Origin of the sequence: Philodulcilactobacillus myokonensis (genome assembly GCF_027923585.1) — a bacterium.
GTDB lineage: Bacteria > Bacillota > Bacilli > Lactobacillales > Lactobacillaceae > Philodulcilactobacillus > Philodulcilactobacillus myokonensis.
Genome location: NZ_BRPL01000002.1, coordinates 510,336 through 526,919, shown reverse-complemented (window position 1 = coordinate 526,919; position 16,584 = coordinate 510,336). Strand labels below are relative to the sequence as shown.

Sequence of the window (16,584 nt, the reverse complement as noted above, 5' to 3'; positions counted from 1 at the left end):
ATTATATCATTTTATGAAAACAAATAACGATTTCACATTCATTTATTAGGAGGTTTTAATGATGAAAAATCACCAATTTGCAATTAAACCAACAAGCATTAAAGATGAAATTAATGAATTAAAAATGATTCATTTTTTGGAACCAAACGATTTAAACCAGCAACCCAGAAAACTAATGTTGAAGTTAATAAGTCGTGCATTTTTAGAACATCAAAACGCAGCTAGTAATATTAAAGAAAATATTGCTAGCCTATTAGCAACCGAAGATACAAACGCTTTGGAATATTTATCTAAATCCAATCGTCCCCTTAATAAAATTATTTTTTATAACATTGCACTGCAGCTTTTAAGATTTAAATTAACCTTTGATTTTAAAATTAACCAATCACAAACTTTTATGAAAAAAAGCAGATTGCCAATTGTTAACACTTCAAGTGACATCTTATCCAATCAAGATGTCATTAAGGCATGGTACTTATTATTAAACACCCATACTAAATTTGGTCAAACATACATAGATACAATCGCCGCCCATGGCTATTATCAACAATTTAATGACCTTAAAAAGCCATTGATTTTTAATGGTAAAACCCAACCGGTATTTGATACTAATCAGTTAATTCGAGAGGTTGTTTACATTGAAGCACCATTGGATACCGATCATGATGGTAAACGGGACCTCCTAAAAGCTGACATTGTGAGACCAAAAGAATCAAATCAAATCAAAGTCCCCGTTTTATACACAGCTAGTCCCTATAACCAGGGTGTTAATGATCAACTAAGTGATCAATTAACGCACCAAGTGAACGTCAAATTAAAACACAAAACGCCGAATCACTATCAATATCAAGATATTGAATCACATGGTAATCAAAGCAAAAACATTCCAAAGCCTAGAAAAATTAAGGGTGAATCCAAATATCCAACCCAATCTTTTAGCCGTGAAATGGGTTATACGTTAAATAATTACTTTTTATCACGCGGTTTTGCGATTGTTTATGCTGCCGGAATTGGGACTAAGGATTCTGAAGGATTAAGAACCACCGGCGATGATTTAGAGACCATTTCTGCTAAATCAATCATAGAATGGCTTGATAATCGACGCATTGCTTTCACTAACAAAACTGATCACATCCAAGTTAAAGCATGGTGGTCAAATCAACACATTGCAATGACTGGCCGTTCATACCTAGGAACCCTTCAAACGGCAGTTGCCACAACCGGCGTCGATGGTTTAAAGACGTGTCTTTCAGAAGCAGCCATTTCAAGTTGGTATGACTATTACCGCGACAATGGACTTGTTGTTGCCCCTGGCGGTTTCCAGGGTGAAGATTGCGATGTCTTGGCTGATGAGACATTCAGCCGGTTTCAAAAAGCTGGTGATTACCAACATGTTAAGGATCAATGGAAAAAGCAATTGGATTCAATCACGAAGCATCAGGATCGATTAACCGGTAACTATAATCAATTTTGGGATGCTAGAAACTATCTAAAGGATGTTTCACACATTAAAGCTGACATTGTGATGGTTCATGGCCTAAACGATTGGAACGTCAAGCCAAGAAATGTTGAACATTTATGGAATGCTTTACGCAATGTTCCAGTTCAAAAGAAATTATTCTTGCATCAGGGACCGCACATTTACATCAATAATTTTCAATCATTGGATTTCACCGACATGATGAATTTATGGTTAACCAATAAATTATTGGATGTTGATAACGACGCTAATCAATTAATCCCAGACGTTACAATTCAGGATAATGTTAAACCACAGACATGGCACACCTATCAAGATTGGTCAAATGCCAAAAATGCCCTTTCACTTCAAATTGATAATCAGTTTAAATTATCTGATCACCAAAACGGAATCAAACCAATGCAATTTAATGATTACTTAGTGCCAGATATCTTTAATAAATATACTAAACATTATAATAAATGGTACAAGGATTTAATGGGTAACAATGATTCACCAATGAGCAACAATCGCCTTGTTTTCAAAACCAATCCACTAAAACACGATCACTATATTGATGGTAAAGTTCATATCAAAATTAACGCGGCATCGAGTCAAAACGTTGGCCTCCTTAGTTTTATGCTCGTTGATTATGGAGAAGCAACCCGTCTAACTCACACTCCACAATTACTATCTAGAAACGCGATTGAAGCAGGATACTTATGGAAACGAGATGATTTAAAAGAATTTAAATTACAAAAACATCCTACCCCCTTCAAGAAAATTACAGAGGGGCACATCAATATGCAAAATCGCCATAATAGTTATCAGGTTGACGAATTAAAACCCCACCAATTTTATAACGTTGAATTAGATTTACAACCGACCTTTTATCATTTACCAGCGGGCCGACAATTAGGCTTAATTGTCTACGCTTCAGACATGGCAATGACAATTCGGGGCAATCAAAAGATTCAATATTCTATCGATCCAACAAAGACAATAATTCATATCCCGCTTTGGAAATGAAAAGTGTTAAAATATGATTAATTATACATTTAGGAGGAATTAATTATGAAACAAGGTACTAAAATTATTACCTTACATAATGGCTATCACCTTTGGACCCATACTACTGGAACCGGTCATATTCATTTACTATGCTTACACGGTGGCCCCGGTGGTAATCATGAATATTGGGAAAACACCGCTCAACAATTAAAAAAACAAGGATTAGATGTTCAAGTTACCATGTATGACCAATTAGGGTCATGGTATTCTGATACTCCAGACTTAAGCGATCCTAAGATTGCTAAGAAGGTTTTAAGCTACGATTACTTTGTCAATGAAGTTGATGAAGTTAGACAAATTTTAGGATTGGATAATTTCTACCTGATTGGCCAATCATGGGGTGGTTTATTAGTTCAACTATACTCATTAAGATATGGTCAACACCTAAAGGGTGCCATCATTTCTTCAATGGTTGATAACATTGATAGTTACACTAAACACTTAAATCAAATCAGAGATAATGAATTTACTACTGATCAAGTTAAATTTATGAAGAGCTGCGAAGCTAAAAATGACTTTTCAGATCCACGCTATCAAAAGTTAGTTAATAAATTGAACACTGGTTATATTGATAGAACCCAACCACCTGCTATTTCACATTTAGTTGATACTACCAATAACGATATTTACCACGCATTCCAGGGTGATAATGAATTCGTTGTTACTGGTAAGCTAAAAGAATGGAATGTTACTGATCAATTAAAGAATGATCAAGTGCCAACTTTAGTTACCTTTGGTGAACACGAATCAATGCCTGTCGAAGAAGGTAAAAAGATGGCTGAACGAATTCCAAACGCTAAGTTTGTTTCATCCCCTCACGCCGGACACCATCACATGATTGATAATGCTCCCGTATATTACAAGCACTTGGCTGATTTCATCAGACAAAATGAAGCCGGTACATTTAATAAATAGTTATTTTAAGCAAATTAAAAGCATCTGCCGAAATTGGCAGATGCTTTTTTGATATTACAGTCTATTTATCTTCTTTTTGATTAACCTCGTCCGCTTTATGCAAACTTAACTTTTCAACGTCAATCGTCTTATCAGTTAAACCGTTATAAAAACTAGTTTCATGTGATACAACGATTGCATTTCCAGGAAAATTCTTAATGGCTTGCTTCAAGGATTCCTTAGTTTCTGCATCTAAATGGTTAGTTGGTTCATCCATGATTAAGAAGTTGCTTCGCTTAAATTCCATTAAAGCCAACTTAACCTTCACTTGTTCACCACCAGAAAGTTCACCAATTGGTTTCATCGCATTTGCGGCATCCAAACCACACTGGGATAACTTTCTTCTAATTTCACCCTGGGTTAATTTTGGATACTTCGTCTGAATGTAATTTAAAGGTGTATTTTGATAATCATCCCAAACTAAATCTTGATTAAAGTAATTAACCTTAGCCGATGGCGAGAATGAAACGTCCCCACCAAGTTTTGGAATAATCCCTAAAATACTTTTAATTAAGGTTGATTTACCAACACCATTAAATCCTTTCAAGCCGACCTTTTGATCCGTTGTGACTGAAAAGGTAACTGGTGATAACAACGGCTTGTGATTATATCCAACGGATAATTTATCAATCACCAATGCATTTTGAGAGCCAGTATCTAAATAAGGGAATTCAAATGATGCATGAATATTGGAAGATGGTGGATCAACCTTTGTCATATGTGAAAGCATCTTTTCACGTGACTTGGCCTGTGTTGATTTAGAACCGGCTTTATTTTTACGAATAAAGTTTTTAGCTTTCTGAATTTTAACTTGCTGTTTATTAAATTCACGCTTCTGGGTCTTTTCATGTTCAGTCTTTTGGCGCATTGCCTGCTTGAAATCACCACGGTACTTATTAATTTTACCGAATGCAATGTTCAAAATACAGTTAGTAACCTGTTCTAAGAAACCGTAATCATGTGAAATGACCATGAAGGATCCCCTGAAATTGTTTAAATAATCAATTAACCATTGGATATGAGCAGTATCCAAATAGTTAGTTGGTTCATCAAGTAAGATTACATCTGGATCTTCTAAAATTAACTTAGCTAAAATGATTTTTGAACGTTGCCCACCGGACATTTTAGAAATCTGTTGATCCCGTTTTAAATCATCTAAACCTAAACCACTAATAACCTCTTCAATTTTAGTTTCAATTTCATAAAAACCATGTGATTCTAAGGTTTCTTGAATCCGCCCTGCTTTTTCAAGCGTTTTATTATTCATATCATTCGCATAATCTTCATATAATTTTGTCATTCGTTCATTCAATTTGTATAAATGTGAATAAGCGGTATGCAAAAATTTAATCAATGTCATTCCCTTGGGAATACTGACATATTGATCTAGATAGCCAACACTAGTATGATTTTGCCATTTAATCGATCCTTTTAATGGTAATTCCTTGTCAGTAATAATTTTAATCAAAGTTGATTTACCAACCCCATTTTGGCCGACAATTCCCATATGTTCACCAGGATTCAAAGTAAAGCTGGCATTTTTATAGAGATCTTTTTCAGCAAAACTCATACTTAAATTTTTAACTTTTAAAAGTGGCAAAAATAAGCCTCCCTTTATATTTTCCGAAATATTATCCAACTAATAACTTACCATAATATAGTTTCAAAAGCTATTTACAATCGTATGTTATAATTATAATGTTTTGAAAGAAGGATTTAAATATGAAAGTTAAAGATATTGATCACGTGACATTATTTTCAGATGATTTAGAAAAATCAATGCGATTTTATCATGAAGCACTCGATTTACCAGTTGTTAAATTTCAAAATGACAGACTAGAGCTACAATTAGGCAAGCAGAAATTAATTATCTTAAATATCAATGCTGAAATGCCTGCCAAACCTGGTAAAAATATTGCCGGCGGTGGAAGTTTTAGTTTAATTTCTAAAGATCCATTAGAATACTTAACCAATCACTTTGCTAACTATGGAGTTGACATTTTAGCTGGACCACTTAAAATTCGTGGTGCTAATGGCATGATGAATGCCATTTATATTCATGATCCGGATCAAAATTTGATTGAAATTTGTGAATCAAAATAAAATTCATTGAACTTACATAAATATATAAAATATTTAGAAGCAGTAATTCTTTTTTATAATTGAATTGCTGCTTTTTGCGATTGTTAAGCCATTGAAAGCGCATAAATCCCGCCATAGTAGTTCTTTATTAATTTACATTAATTTCTTTCTTTGATAAAATAAATATTGGGCCATGAAAGGAGTTTGTAAATTACGAAAACAAAAACAAAGAATAGAAAAATTGGTTTATTTCAGATTGTAATGTTAGGTTTGAGTTCCATCATTGGTTCAGGATGGTTATTTGGATCATGGGAAGCTTCAAGAATTGCAGGTCCAGCCGCAATCCTATCTTGGATTATTGGAGCACTTGTCATTGGAGCAATCGCATTTAACTACATTGAATTAGGAACAATGTTCCCTGAATCTGGTGGAATGAGTAAGTATGCTCAATATACCCATGGTTCATTACTAGGGTTCATTGCAGCATGGGCCAATTGGGTATCGTTAGTTACTTTGATTCCAATTGAAGCCGTTGCGGCCGTTCAATATATGAGTTCATGGCCATGGTCTTGGGCTACTTGGACCCACGGTTTCATGCAAAATGATCAAATTTCAAATTTAGGTTTATTCGTAGTTTTCCTATTTATTTTAGTATTCACTTTACTAAACTATTGGTCAGTTAATTTACTAGCTAGATTTACTAGTGTTATTTCAGTATTCAAATTAGTAATTCCATTATTAACAATCGTTACATTATTGTTATCTGGCTTTCATGCCGGTAATTATACTAGTCAAGGCTTCATGCCTTACGGAAGTGCTGCTATTTTTGCGGCCACCACTTCATCAGGAATTATTTTTTCATATAATGCCTTCCAAGTGGTTATTAACATGGGACAAGAAATTCAAAATCCGAAGAAGAATATTTCAAGAGGAATTGCAATTTCTCTAATTATTAGTATTATTATTTATATTTTACTTCAATTTACATTTATTGGAGTCGTTCCAACAGGTCAATTAGCTCAGTATGGTTGGCATGGGATTGATTTTCAATCTCCATTTGCTGATCTTGCTAAATTGTTGGGTGCATACTGGTTATACGTTCTTTTATATGTTGATGCATTTGTATCACCATTCGGTACTGGGGTTTCATTTGTTGCCCAGACTAGTCGTACTTTAGCTGCCATGGTTGGAAACGAACATATGCCTAAATTTATTGGTAAAATTAATAAACGGTGGAATGTTCCAAGAGTTGCAATGGTAATTAACCTAATTATTAGTGTCTTATTAGTAGCTTTATTTAGAAGTTGGGGAACATTAGCAAGTGTAATTTCAACTTCAACTTTAATCGCATATTTAACTGGTCCAGTTACTGTAAGTACACTTAGAAATATTGCTCCTAATTTCAAGCGTCCAATTAAGTTAAGAATGCTTAAGATTATGGCACCAACTGCCTTTGTTCTTGCTAGTTTAGCAACCTACTGGGCAATGTGGCCAACAACCATTAAAGTTATCATCGTGATTTTACTTGGATTACCATTCTACTTCTTCTTTGAATGGCGTAAAGGTTGGAAAAACACCGCTACCCAATTCAAAGGTAGTTTATGGATGATTGGTTACTTAATCTTTATTTCCATTCTTTCATATATTGGTAGCTCTAGTTTTGGCGGAATTAATTTAATTCCATATCCACTTGATTTTGTTGTTATTATTATCGTTTCATTAGCCTTCTACCATTGGGGTGTATCAAGTTATACTTTAACGGAAGACTTCCATAAGGCAGCAGAATTAAATAATAAAATTAAATAGGAATTAAAAAAGACACCATTAATTTGGTGTCTTTTTTTGTAAATGGGTTTAGCCGACAAATATGTTATAATATATAAGTGATTAGGTAGCTCTCTTTTACAAACGGAGGTGTTTATTTGGATAATCATGATGATTTACACCGCGTTAAAAAGTATCGATTTAATCGTAGCAGATATGATGCAAATAGACATAATCCCCAGTTTAAAACCTGGCCGTGGATTATCGGATTGGTATTTATTGCAATCCTTATCGTTGGTGGAATTAAATTATTTAATAAATCAACCGTTCATACGAATCGTTATTCCCAGTCTAACAAAACGGCAGTTAATTATGAACGACATTTTCATAAACAATCTCAAGGTAAACGTAATCAACAATTCAGTCAGTCATTAGATCGTAATCGCAATAATAATCAAACATCTAATCATGATTCACAACAAGCTACTGCTCAATATAACAATGAAGAACCATCAAACCGTGAACCACCAAATGAAATTTTTAGCACGCCGCACACTTTTGATTCAGTGCAAGATGCTTTAAATTGGGCAAAGGCTTCACAAAGAGAATGGCTTCAAGCCGGATACACTAATTTTAAAATTACTTCTGACGGTCAAAATGATTACGTATTGAGATTTACAAAATAATTAATCCAAATTTAAAAAGAAACATCAGATTCAATCTGGTGTTTCTTTTTTATTGTTTCTTGATAGCATTAAATTTAACTTGTCCATTGACAACGTATAAAAACATTGTCTTAGGATTACTAGGATTGACGACAATCACATGTGAATAATCCGGCGTATTCAATTCTTTTTGATGGTATTGATTTAGCAACTTCGTTTTGTCCTTTAACCTAGAAACCATTGATTTCCAGTTAGTTAAATTTCCTTGATTAATTTCGCCATAAATAGATGCATGCTTAGGAATATGAACTTCAACAATGTAGTTATTACCAATCTTAACCTTTGTTTGGCTAAACTGATGTTGGTTAGCAAAAATTAGGCTAACCGTATTAATTGCCCTATGCTTTGTATTATAGCGTTTTTTCTTTAAGGTTGAGGCAATTTCATCACTTGATAAATCACTATGATGATTAACGTCTTTTGAAACTTGTTTTTGACTTCTAACATTATTTTCATGGTTTTGATAACGGTTAAATAAAAAGAAGCCACATAAAATGACAATGATGATTAAAAACCACCATTGCCACATTAAATACCAGTGTTTGGCAAAATGTTTTTCCAATCGATCTTGATGTTTACGATTCAATTTAAGTCACTCTCAATTCTTATTATTTTCATTTTCATGCCATTTGGGTTTAAGTAAAATAAAAATAAACATTAAAAATACAATAATCACCCAAACAATGATCATCATCAAAATAAAATTAAAAAAGGCATAAAGATGGGTAATTAGGCGTTGTAATACATTGATCGTAGCAAGAGCCGCATTATGATCAAAAATCCATTGGAATGGAATTTCTGCCAAAAGGAAGATGGTCCCAATCAACATCCAATACGTTGCATCGATCATTGCTGCTTGAAAATATGATTTAATTTTTCGGCTCATAATTATCCCCCTTTCAATTTATTACTAAATTTATTTTAACATTAATTAAAGGACTAAAAAGAAAAAAAGTTCATTTCAAAGCGAAATGAACTTTTTTCTGTAATATTTCGATTGAACTACTTATTAATTGCTTTTTTATGACCCAAAACAACCACTTTAAACAAAACAACTGATTGGATAATAACTAAGATTAATAGAAAAATAAATGCATGTTCAGAACCAATAGATGTTTTAAGTGCTTTATTAACACCAGGTGCCATTTGGCTTTGGGCTACAATTGCAGCTACCAATGAAGTTCCAACCGCACCAGCTAATTGCTGTAAAGTCGTTAGGATTGCATTTCCGTCAGCATTTTGTTTTTCTGGTAAGTAGCTTAAACCATTGGTCATAATATTACCAAATGATAAGCCTAAACATGCCATGTAGATAATGTAGAAGACACAAATCATCCAGTTAGATAGATGCATTCCAAAAATTGTGTATAAAACTAAACCTAAAATACCCAGGGCTGATCCTAACATTAATGGAAGTTTAGGACCCATTTTATCTAAAATCCGACCGGTAAATGGAGACATGACTGCCCCTAAAGCAGCTCCAGGAAATACTAAAATTCCAGCCAATGAAGCCGAACTACCATTCACTAGTTGAACATAATTAGGTAGGATAAATGACAAGCCTAAAGTCAAAATTTGTAAAACAAAGAAACTAAAGACATGCCCAGCAAAACCATGGTTAGTTAAAACCCGTAGATTAATGATTGGGTGGTCAATTCGATTAGATCGGTGAACAAGTAAGAATAATCCAATTAAACCAATTAAGATTGGCAAAATTACGTTTACACTAAGAAAACCATCTTGTCCCATATTACTAAATCCAAAAACTAGCCCAAAGAAAGTAACAATAATCCATATAAAGCTTGGGATATCAAAATGGGTTCTAACAATCTTACTAGCTTGTTGAATACTAGTTAATCCAACAATCAAAGAAATAATTAACAATGGCAGTAAGAAAATGAAAATAAAACGCCAACCTAAACTAGAAACAACAATTCCACCAAAAGTTGGTCCAATGGCTGGTGCAATCGCTGTAATTAGCGAACCAATTCCCATCATCATGCCAATTTTAGATACAGGAACCTGATCTAAAATAATGTTAAACATAAGCGGTAGTGCAATTCCAGTTCCAAAGCCTTGAATAATTCTCCCGAGTAAAAGAATTAAGAAATTAGGTGCAAAGGCATCCAAAGCTAATCCTAAAATAAACAATAAATTAGCAATTATAAATAAATTTTTCGTCTTAAAATTCCGTTTTAAAATTGCAGAAATTGGAACGATCATTGCTACAATCAATAAATAACTTGTTGTCATCCATTGAACAGTACTTGTTGAAATATTAAATTCATTCATTAACGTTGGAAAAGTAATGTTCATTGATGTTTCAACGACAACACCACTGAATGACATAATTCCAGCAGCAATAATGGCTCCAATTACCTTGGGTGAAATTTTTTCATCCATCAACTGTCATTTCCCTTCTATTATTTTTTCTTATTTTCAAAATTAATAATAAATTTTAAAAATTTTCTTACAGTTTCAACTTCTTGAACTGAAAAGTGATCCTCAATCTGAGCCTGCTGTTTATTCATAAAATCGACAATTGTGTTTTCCAACTGACGAGCCTTTGATGTTAAAATCACCTGCTTCTGTCTGGCATCTTCAAGACTAGAAGTTCGAATAATTAATTTTCTTGCCTCCATCCGTTTTAATAGAACCGATGCTGTCGAACGTTGAATCCAAAATTCATGTTCAATATCACTTTGAAAAAACTCTTTTTTCTTGGTTCTCGTCATAAAATCAATGATTGCCATCTGTGTCGCAGTCATATCATATCGTTTTGCGAACTGATTAAATTGCTTGGTAAGTTGGGTTGCAGCTGATTTTAATAACCTTGCAAAGTCTCTTCTCATTCTTCAAACACGCCTCTTTCTGAATAAACGTTAGCTGACTAACGTTATTAATGATAACTAAATTGAACCGATAAATCAATCATTATTTAAAATTTTTTACAAAAAAATAAGACTAGTCATGAAAATGACTAGTCTTATTAATTTATGCGCCCCCCGAGAATCGAACTCGGATCATGAGGACCGAAATCTCATGTGCTATCCTTTACACTAAGGGCGCACAACAATCTCTACTATAAACAAAAATTAAGAAAATTGCAAGTTGATTATTGTCTAGCAATGTAATCAGCAAATTCTTCTAACCGCAAAATTAATTTAAATGAATCTTGTTTAAAATCATCAATAAAGGTTGCATGGGTTGATTGAATGGCATCAATTAAATGATTATTAACGTCATAAGCGTTAATTTGATTCCCCTTTGGATTCATGATTGAATTATCATAATGCCCTTCTTCAGCCGCTTCTAAATAATTCTGCATTAAGGTCTGAATAGCGTTATAAATCATTTTATCTTCACTCACTTGATGCCCATTGTTTGATAATTGCTTCATTTTTTGTTTAATTTCTAACATATTTTCCGGAACTAATTTACTCATTTAAATTCACCCCTAATGTATAATTATATCGTAAATGAATTAAAAATAGGTATAACTTGCTTTTTAGAAAAGAAAATTAGAACATAATCATTGTAAAGATGTAAAGGAGCTGAACAACATGAAAGTAGCAATTATTGGTGCTGGCCCACGCGGCATTTTAGTTACACGTTATTTAATCGAACATTTTAAACAAAGTCAAATTGATCAATTAGCAATCCATTTATTTGATCCATATCCAATTGGTGGAAGAACCTGGCGAACTGACCAATCAATTCATTTAATTATGAATACAGATGCACAAGACATTTCAATGTTCAATAATTGTAGGCAAGGACCCTCTTTAGACCAATGGGCAAGAACTGAAGCACCTGATTTTATTTTAGGTGATAAGCATCCCTTTCAAACTGAATTAAATTCACACTCAAAAATCAATACCTATCAATTTAAAGACCAACTATTTAAAGCTTCAACTAGATTAATGCCAACTAATTATACTCCACGCCCGCTTTATGGAGTTTATCTTCAATGGTGTTTCCAGAGAATGACTAGTGAACGCTATCTACCTAAAAATGTTTCAATTCATATTCACCAAAAGAAAGTCTTAGACGTTGAAAGAAAAGGCAATCAATTTAATTTAATGACCGATCATAAAGAAGCTTTTGATGATAATTTTGACCACGTTGTCTTGAACGTTGGTTTATCTGAAAATCATCCTAACCAACAGCAACAGGCATTGCAAAAATATGCTAATAATAACCATTTAAATTACATTTTACCTGGATACCCAAGTGATACCCCACTAAGCCATATCAAGCCACGGAGTAACGTCATTATTCGCGGATTAGGTCTTAGTTTCTTTGACTACGTTACATTATTAACCGAAGGCCGTGGTGGGCGATTTCAAATTATGCCGGACAATACCCTTTCGTATAATAAATCTGGTCAAGAACCCCACATCTATGCTGGTTCAAGACGCGGAATGCCTTACTATCCAAAGGGAACCGATCAAAAGCGTCATAACGAAGCATATCAGCCCCATTTTTTAACTCATGATCGAATTCAAAGGCATTTAGATAATTATCATTTACCATACCAAGATTTTGTTGAATTGTTAAAACTTGATATGGAATACGTCTATTACACCCGGTTAGTCCAGGCTAAATATCCAAATGTTAATTTAGATCAATTTAAATCCGCATTTATCGAGGATCCTAAAAATGCCATTAAACATTCTAAAATTAATCATGACGATTTATTAGACTGGGATCACGTTTTAAACCCAGTGGCTGGAGTTAAAATTACAACGGTTGAAAATTATCAAAAGACAATTATTAATAAATTACAGAAATTAATCAATGGTGCAGCTAAAGGGACTAAAACCGATCCGCTTTCATCTGCCCTTTCAACAATCATTGATTTTGAAGATACCATCCGAACCATTGTCAGGAAGAAATTATTTACCAATGATGATTATGAAAAGCATTTCTTAAAAGATTTCAATTCAACCAGCCGTTTCATATCAATGGGACCGCCATTAATCAGAATTAAACAATTAAAGGCATTAATCAAATCAGACATTGTTACAATTATTCCACCTCAAATGCACGTTGCAGGTGCTAAGCAGCAATTCAAAGCCGTTTCATACTTCTATCCTAAAGAAATTTTTTCTGGCGATACGTTAATTGAAGCGCGTTTACCTAAAATTGATTTAGAACATAGTGACAACGTTGTTTTAAATCATCTTAAGGCCAAGGGAATTGATAGCTCATACCAAAAAGATGATCATTTTAATAATCATTTTTATAAATGGGGCAACATTAACGAAGGAAAAAGCGATTGGCTAACGACAATTAGCCCTAAAAATAAGGATTATGATTTTAATAAAGTTATTGCCACTAAAATTGCAGATACAATTTTAAACATAAAGTCGAATCAAAATTGATATAAAATAAAAAGGGTTCATGAAATTAATTTTCATGAACCCTTTTTAATCTTCCAATTTTTCATAATTTTGATTTGGAACCCGGATTGCTACTTGTGAAGATAATATCCTTCCAGCATGTAATCCGAGTCCATTTCGCAGCCGATTACGGTAACGAATTGTAGTAATTTCGACCCATGCTTTTTGATACTTTGAATCCAGTTGATGGAGCTGAACTGGGTTTAATTTTAATTGGTTATATTGTGAATCTAAAGGATTATCACGATCCAATAATAACGTCCGGTGCGAAGTGGATTTATTCTTAGCACCGTTAATAAAAAAAATGTATTTTTTAAAAAGTCTTTGATTTCGAACATGAATATAATATGAACGTTTACCATCAATTTCTAAAGCTAATGGTTTAAATTGGTGCGTTGTCATTACACTATCCTGGTCAATGCTATGATTTAAATGAACATAGCCTAACCCGAGTAATAAAATAACAAAAGTAACGATCTTAAACCAAAGTGATTTAGAATGAAGGTTTTGTGGGTGGATCCAATACTCCTTCCGCCAAACTTTATGATGATAAAAGTAAATTAAGAGTAAAATCAAATCAATTAAAAGAACAAGCCATCCCAAAATTCCTGACCAATTCCAAGTTGATTGCATAAAATAACTCCTTTTCTACTATTTTACTTTATCAATTGATTGATTTGGTCTAATCCATCGATTGATTGATTTTTAGTTGAAATTCCATTTGAAAATTGATTCAAAAAATTCTGATCATTATCATCTGAACTTAAAATAGCTACTTCTGCATCATTCACTTTAAAAGATGCTTGTAAGGCCTTTAAACCGTCTTCTCTGCTGGAATCTTCTGTTATAATATCAATGCCCCCATTAATATTAGAAACTGCCCGCAAATCTGGAAAATGATGATTAATAAGTTGAATTCGAGTAGCATCATCGCCACTTTGCCATTCTAAATGAATTCGGTAAATTTGATCAAAAACAGCTGTAATATCAGGAACATGCTGTAAATAATCATAGAATTGCTTCTGTTGTTTAAACTTTGGATCAGAAGCTTTCAAGTTAGTGTAAGCATTATTTTTACCAGAAAGAATAATATTGGCACCGAATAATTGATCATCTTTAGATAAATATTTAAATACCCGCTGGCATGTTAAATAATCAACTAAGTGATTTTTCAGAACGACCCCATTTTTAACAACTTGAGCACCATTTTCACAAACGAATGATATCTGACCATCAATTGAATTAAAAAAGCGTAGTAAGTGTGGATAATTATCACTGCTAATAACTACGAAATGAATTCCCTTTGATTTCATTTGATCCATTATTTTTTGAAATTTTTGATAATCAAAATGATTCTGATCATCAACAAGTGTGTTTTTGATATTTGTTGCGATTAATTTCAATATTTGATCCTCCGAACGAAAAATAAACTTTATGATTTAATTTCCAAATAATCATTCTATACTAAACAACAATTGATTTCAATTTTAGAACAGCCGAGAAAAGAGATAAGATGATGCTTAGAAAATTAACAATCATATTTACAAAAAAATTAGAAAAACGAAAAATAACATTTTTTAATTCATTAGTTTTTGCTAATATAATAATATTTATTATCGTTTCAGTTTCCATCATTAACAATGAATTAATGCCTAACATAATATTTGGCCATTCAAAAATAAAAGCTTTAAAAATTTTTTATGACTAGAATTAATAATTGGCGGTAGCGCTTTAATTTTACTTAATATATATGCAATTATAAGATTGTTATATTTAAAATGGAAAAATAAATAAAAACGTGATTTAGCTATGCACTAGATCACGTTTTTTAAATTACATTCATTTTTAAATTTTAATTAAAAGCATCCGAAGTGGAATAAAGATGCTGCATTAAAGAAGTGGTATCAGTAAATTCATAATCATCATGTAAGACGACGGTGATCATGCGATCTTTGCCTGGCTTTTGACTCGTTCCAACAAAGCATAATCCTGCGGGACCAGTGTAACCGGTCTTTAGACCATCAATATACAAGCCTTTTGAGAAATGTGATAAACGGCCACCATTTAACAAGCTATTAACGTTGGTTAAACGTTGACCAGCAACCTTAATTGATAATCTTTTCGCATCATTAACAATACTAGGATACTCATTTAAAACGTTTCTGGCAATGGTAGCAACACTGTTAGCTGAAACTTCATTTCCGGCATAATAGCCGCCCTTTGCCCAGAAACCGTAACGGGCTAAATCATTATTTTCTAGTCCAGAAGCTGAAACAAAGGAAGCATTTAAATTCCATGCTTTGGCCTGGCGGTTCATTGCTTTAATGAAGCTTTTATTACTGCCTGACACCCATTGGCCTAAAGCAATAGCTGAGTTATTGGATGAACCAACTAATGCTGCCCTAAATAACTGTTTCACACTATAATGATTCCGCTTAAACTTAAAACCACCGTTAAGGGTTGAATTATAACTCATCCGTTTCAACCCTGCATTCGAAGTATTAACCTGCTGATTCCAACCATTATTGATACTTTGTGCCTTTTGAGCTACCAAATAAAGGGTCATTAACTTGGCAACGGAAGCAATCTTCATCCTTTTATCACCATTTTTATTATAAACAACGTTACCGGTGTTGGCATCCATAGCAACCGCAGCCCGCGCGTGTTTAACATTATAATTATCACTAATTAAATCACGCTTTTTAATTGACTGCATTCGATACCCACGGTGGAAGTGAAGCCGAAACGACTTGGCCGAAGCATTAATGGGTTGATTATTTAATCCAACACTACCGCCAATTCCTAAGACGGCAACTCCTACTAACAAGCATCTTTTTATTAACTGATTAACTTTCATTTAATCTCACCTTTACTATCTCAAATATCTCCACCACGCATAATATCATAATTAACGGGGTTAAAACTAAATCAGTATGATTTGTAACTAAAGTGTTAAGTTGATGTAATCTAAATTGCATTTATCAGTTTAATCTCATATAATGAAATCGATAATTAAATATCTAGGGGGTGCTGAAAGGCTGAGATTAAACCCGTTGAATCTGATCTAGACAATGCTAGCGCAGAGAATCGTTGATCACGTAAAATAATATGGATCTCCCCTTCA

General features: G+C 33.2%; 15 protein-coding genes, 1 tRNA gene and 1 riboswitch. Of the genes, 6 read left to right on the top strand and 10 right to left on the bottom strand.

Going from position 1 to position 16,584, the window contains the following annotated elements:
• The first annotated feature begins 61 nt into the window (after positions 1 to 61).
• A complete protein-coding gene (locus WR164_RS02725; protein ID WP_286136035.1) occupies positions 62 to 2,488 on the top strand; it encodes a Xaa-Pro dipeptidyl-peptidase in 2,427 nt (808 codons plus the stop codon).
• A 45-nt stretch (positions 2,489 to 2,533) separates the two neighbouring features.
• On the top strand, positions 2,534 to 3,445 hold the full coding sequence (locus tag WR164_RS02720; RefSeq protein ID WP_286136034.1) for a proline iminopeptidase-family hydrolase: 912 nt from the start codon (positions 2,534 to 2,536) through the stop codon (positions 3,443 to 3,445).
• A 61-nt stretch (positions 3,446 to 3,506) separates the two neighbouring features.
• Here the strand turns inward: WR164_RS02720 and WR164_RS02715 are convergent, their stop codons facing one another.
• Positions 3,507 to 5,084 (bottom strand): ABC-F family ATP-binding cassette domain-containing protein, encoded by a 1,578-nt coding sequence (locus WR164_RS02715; protein WP_507763358.1) that lies wholly within the window; start codon positions 5,082 to 5,084, stop codon positions 3,507 to 3,509.
• 122 nt (positions 5,085 to 5,206) lie between these two features.
• Here WR164_RS02715 and WR164_RS02710 point away from each other — a divergent pair, with 122 nt between their 5' ends.
• The 3 genes from WR164_RS02710 to WR164_RS02700 all read left to right on the top strand — a co-directional run bounded on the left by WR164_RS02710 (position 5,207) and on the right by WR164_RS02700 (position 8,016).
• Entirely contained in the window at positions 5,207 to 5,587 is a 381-nt protein-coding gene (locus WR164_RS02710) for a VOC family protein (RefSeq protein ID WP_286136033.1), read from the top strand.
• A gap of 189 nt (positions 5,588 to 5,776) precedes the next feature.
• Positions 5,777 to 7,372 carry an APC family permease gene (locus WR164_RS02705; protein ID WP_286136891.1) on the top strand — a complete coding sequence of 532 codons (1,596 nt, stop codon included), beginning with the start codon at positions 5,777 to 5,779 and terminating at the stop codon, positions 7,370 to 7,372.
• A gap of 116 nt (positions 7,373 to 7,488) precedes the next feature.
• Positions 7,489 to 8,016, top strand: a complete 528-nt coding sequence (locus WR164_RS02700) for a hypothetical protein (RefSeq protein ID WP_286136032.1) — start codon at positions 7,489 to 7,491, stop codon at positions 8,014 to 8,016.
• Positions 8,017 to 8,065: 49 nt separating this feature from the next.
• On the opposite strand, the gene WR164_RS02695 is transcribed toward WR164_RS02700, so the two are convergent.
• The 6 genes from WR164_RS02695 to WR164_RS02670 form a co-directional block, all read right to left on the bottom strand.
• Positions 8,066 to 8,641, bottom strand: a complete 576-nt coding sequence (locus WR164_RS02695) for a hypothetical protein (protein ID WP_286136031.1) — start codon at positions 8,639 to 8,641, stop codon at positions 8,066 to 8,068.
• Positions 8,642 to 8,653: 12 nt separating this feature from the next.
• Entirely contained in the window at positions 8,654 to 8,941 is a 288-nt protein-coding gene (locus tag WR164_RS02690) for a hypothetical protein (protein WP_286136030.1), read from the bottom strand.
• A 116-nt stretch (positions 8,942 to 9,057) separates the two neighbouring features.
• Positions 9,058 to 10,458, bottom strand: coding sequence for a DHA2 family efflux MFS transporter permease subunit (locus tag WR164_RS02685; protein WP_286136029.1), 1,401 nt, complete (start codon positions 10,456 to 10,458; stop codon positions 9,058 to 9,060).
• 20 nt (positions 10,459 to 10,478) lie between these two features.
• Positions 10,479 to 10,907 carry a MarR family winged helix-turn-helix transcriptional regulator gene (locus WR164_RS02680; RefSeq protein ID WP_286136028.1) on the bottom strand — a complete coding sequence of 143 codons (429 nt, stop codon included), beginning with the start codon at positions 10,905 to 10,907 and terminating at the stop codon, positions 10,479 to 10,481.
• Between the two features lie 145 nt (positions 10,908 to 11,052).
• Positions 11,053 to 11,124 (bottom strand) — tRNA-Arg (locus tag WR164_RS02675).
• A gap of 46 nt (positions 11,125 to 11,170) precedes the next feature.
• Positions 11,171 to 11,500, bottom strand: a complete 330-nt coding sequence (locus WR164_RS02670) for a hypothetical protein (RefSeq protein ID WP_286136027.1) — start codon at positions 11,498 to 11,500, stop codon at positions 11,171 to 11,173.
• Between the two features lie 118 nt (positions 11,501 to 11,618).
• Between WR164_RS02670 and WR164_RS02665 the strand changes: the two genes are divergently transcribed.
• Positions 11,619 to 13,442, top strand: coding sequence for an FAD/NAD(P)-binding protein (locus tag WR164_RS02665; protein ID WP_286136026.1), 1,824 nt, complete (start codon positions 11,619 to 11,621; stop codon positions 13,440 to 13,442).
• Positions 13,443 to 13,487: 45 nt separating this feature from the next.
• On the opposite strand, the gene WR164_RS02660 is transcribed toward WR164_RS02665, so the two are convergent.
• The 3 genes from WR164_RS02660 to WR164_RS02650 all read right to left on the bottom strand — a co-directional run bounded on the left by WR164_RS02660 (position 13,488) and on the right by WR164_RS02650 (position 16,317).
• Positions 13,488 to 14,093, bottom strand: a complete 606-nt coding sequence (locus WR164_RS02660; protein WP_286136025.1) for an LVIS_2131 family protein — start codon at positions 14,091 to 14,093, stop codon at positions 13,488 to 13,490.
• 23 nt (positions 14,094 to 14,116) lie between these two features.
• Positions 14,117 to 14,863 carry an HAD hydrolase family protein gene (locus WR164_RS02655; RefSeq protein ID WP_286136024.1) on the bottom strand — a complete coding sequence of 249 codons (747 nt, stop codon included), beginning with the start codon at positions 14,861 to 14,863 and terminating at the stop codon, positions 14,117 to 14,119.
• Between the two features lie 449 nt (positions 14,864 to 15,312).
• Positions 15,313 to 16,317, bottom strand: coding sequence for a D-alanyl-D-alanine carboxypeptidase family protein (locus WR164_RS02650; RefSeq protein WP_286136023.1), 1,005 nt, complete (start codon positions 16,315 to 16,317; stop codon positions 15,313 to 15,315).
• 156 nt (positions 16,318 to 16,473) lie between these two features.
• A riboswitch (TPP riboswitch) is annotated at positions 16,474 to 16,564 on the top strand.
• The last annotated feature ends 20 nt before the right edge of the window (positions 16,565 to 16,584 follow it).

Coding starts and splice junctions, on each gene's coding strand:
- WR164_RS02725 (WP_286136035.1), top strand. CDS start 62: ATGAAAAATCACCAATTTGCAATTAAACCAACAAGCATTAAAGATGAA.
- WR164_RS02720 (WP_286136034.1), top strand. CDS start 2,534: ATGAAACAAGGTACTAAAATTATTACCTTACATAATGGCTATCACCTT.
- WR164_RS02710 (WP_286136033.1), top strand. CDS start 5,207: ATGAAAGTTAAAGATATTGATCACGTGACATTATTTTCAGATGATTTA.
- WR164_RS02690 (WP_286136030.1), bottom strand. CDS start 8,941: ATGAGCCGAAAAATTAAATCATATTTTCAAGCAGCAATGATCGATGCA.
- WR164_RS02685 (WP_286136029.1), bottom strand. CDS start 10,458: ATGGATGAAAAAATTTCACCCAAGGTAATTGGAGCCATTATTGCTGCT.
- WR164_RS02680 (WP_286136028.1), bottom strand. CDS start 10,907: ATGAGAAGAGACTTTGCAAGGTTATTAAAATCAGCTGCAACCCAACTT.
- WR164_RS02670 (WP_286136027.1), bottom strand. CDS start 11,500: ATGAGTAAATTAGTTCCGGAAAATATGTTAGAAATTAAACAAAAAATG.
- WR164_RS02665 (WP_286136026.1), top strand. CDS start 11,619: ATGAAAGTAGCAATTATTGGTGCTGGCCCACGCGGCATTTTAGTTACA.
- WR164_RS02660 (WP_286136025.1), bottom strand. CDS start 14,093: ATGCAATCAACTTGGAATTGGTCAGGAATTTTGGGATGGCTTGTTCTT.
- WR164_RS02650 (WP_286136023.1), bottom strand. CDS start 16,317: ATGAAAGTTAATCAGTTAATAAAAAGATGCTTGTTAGTAGGAGTTGCC.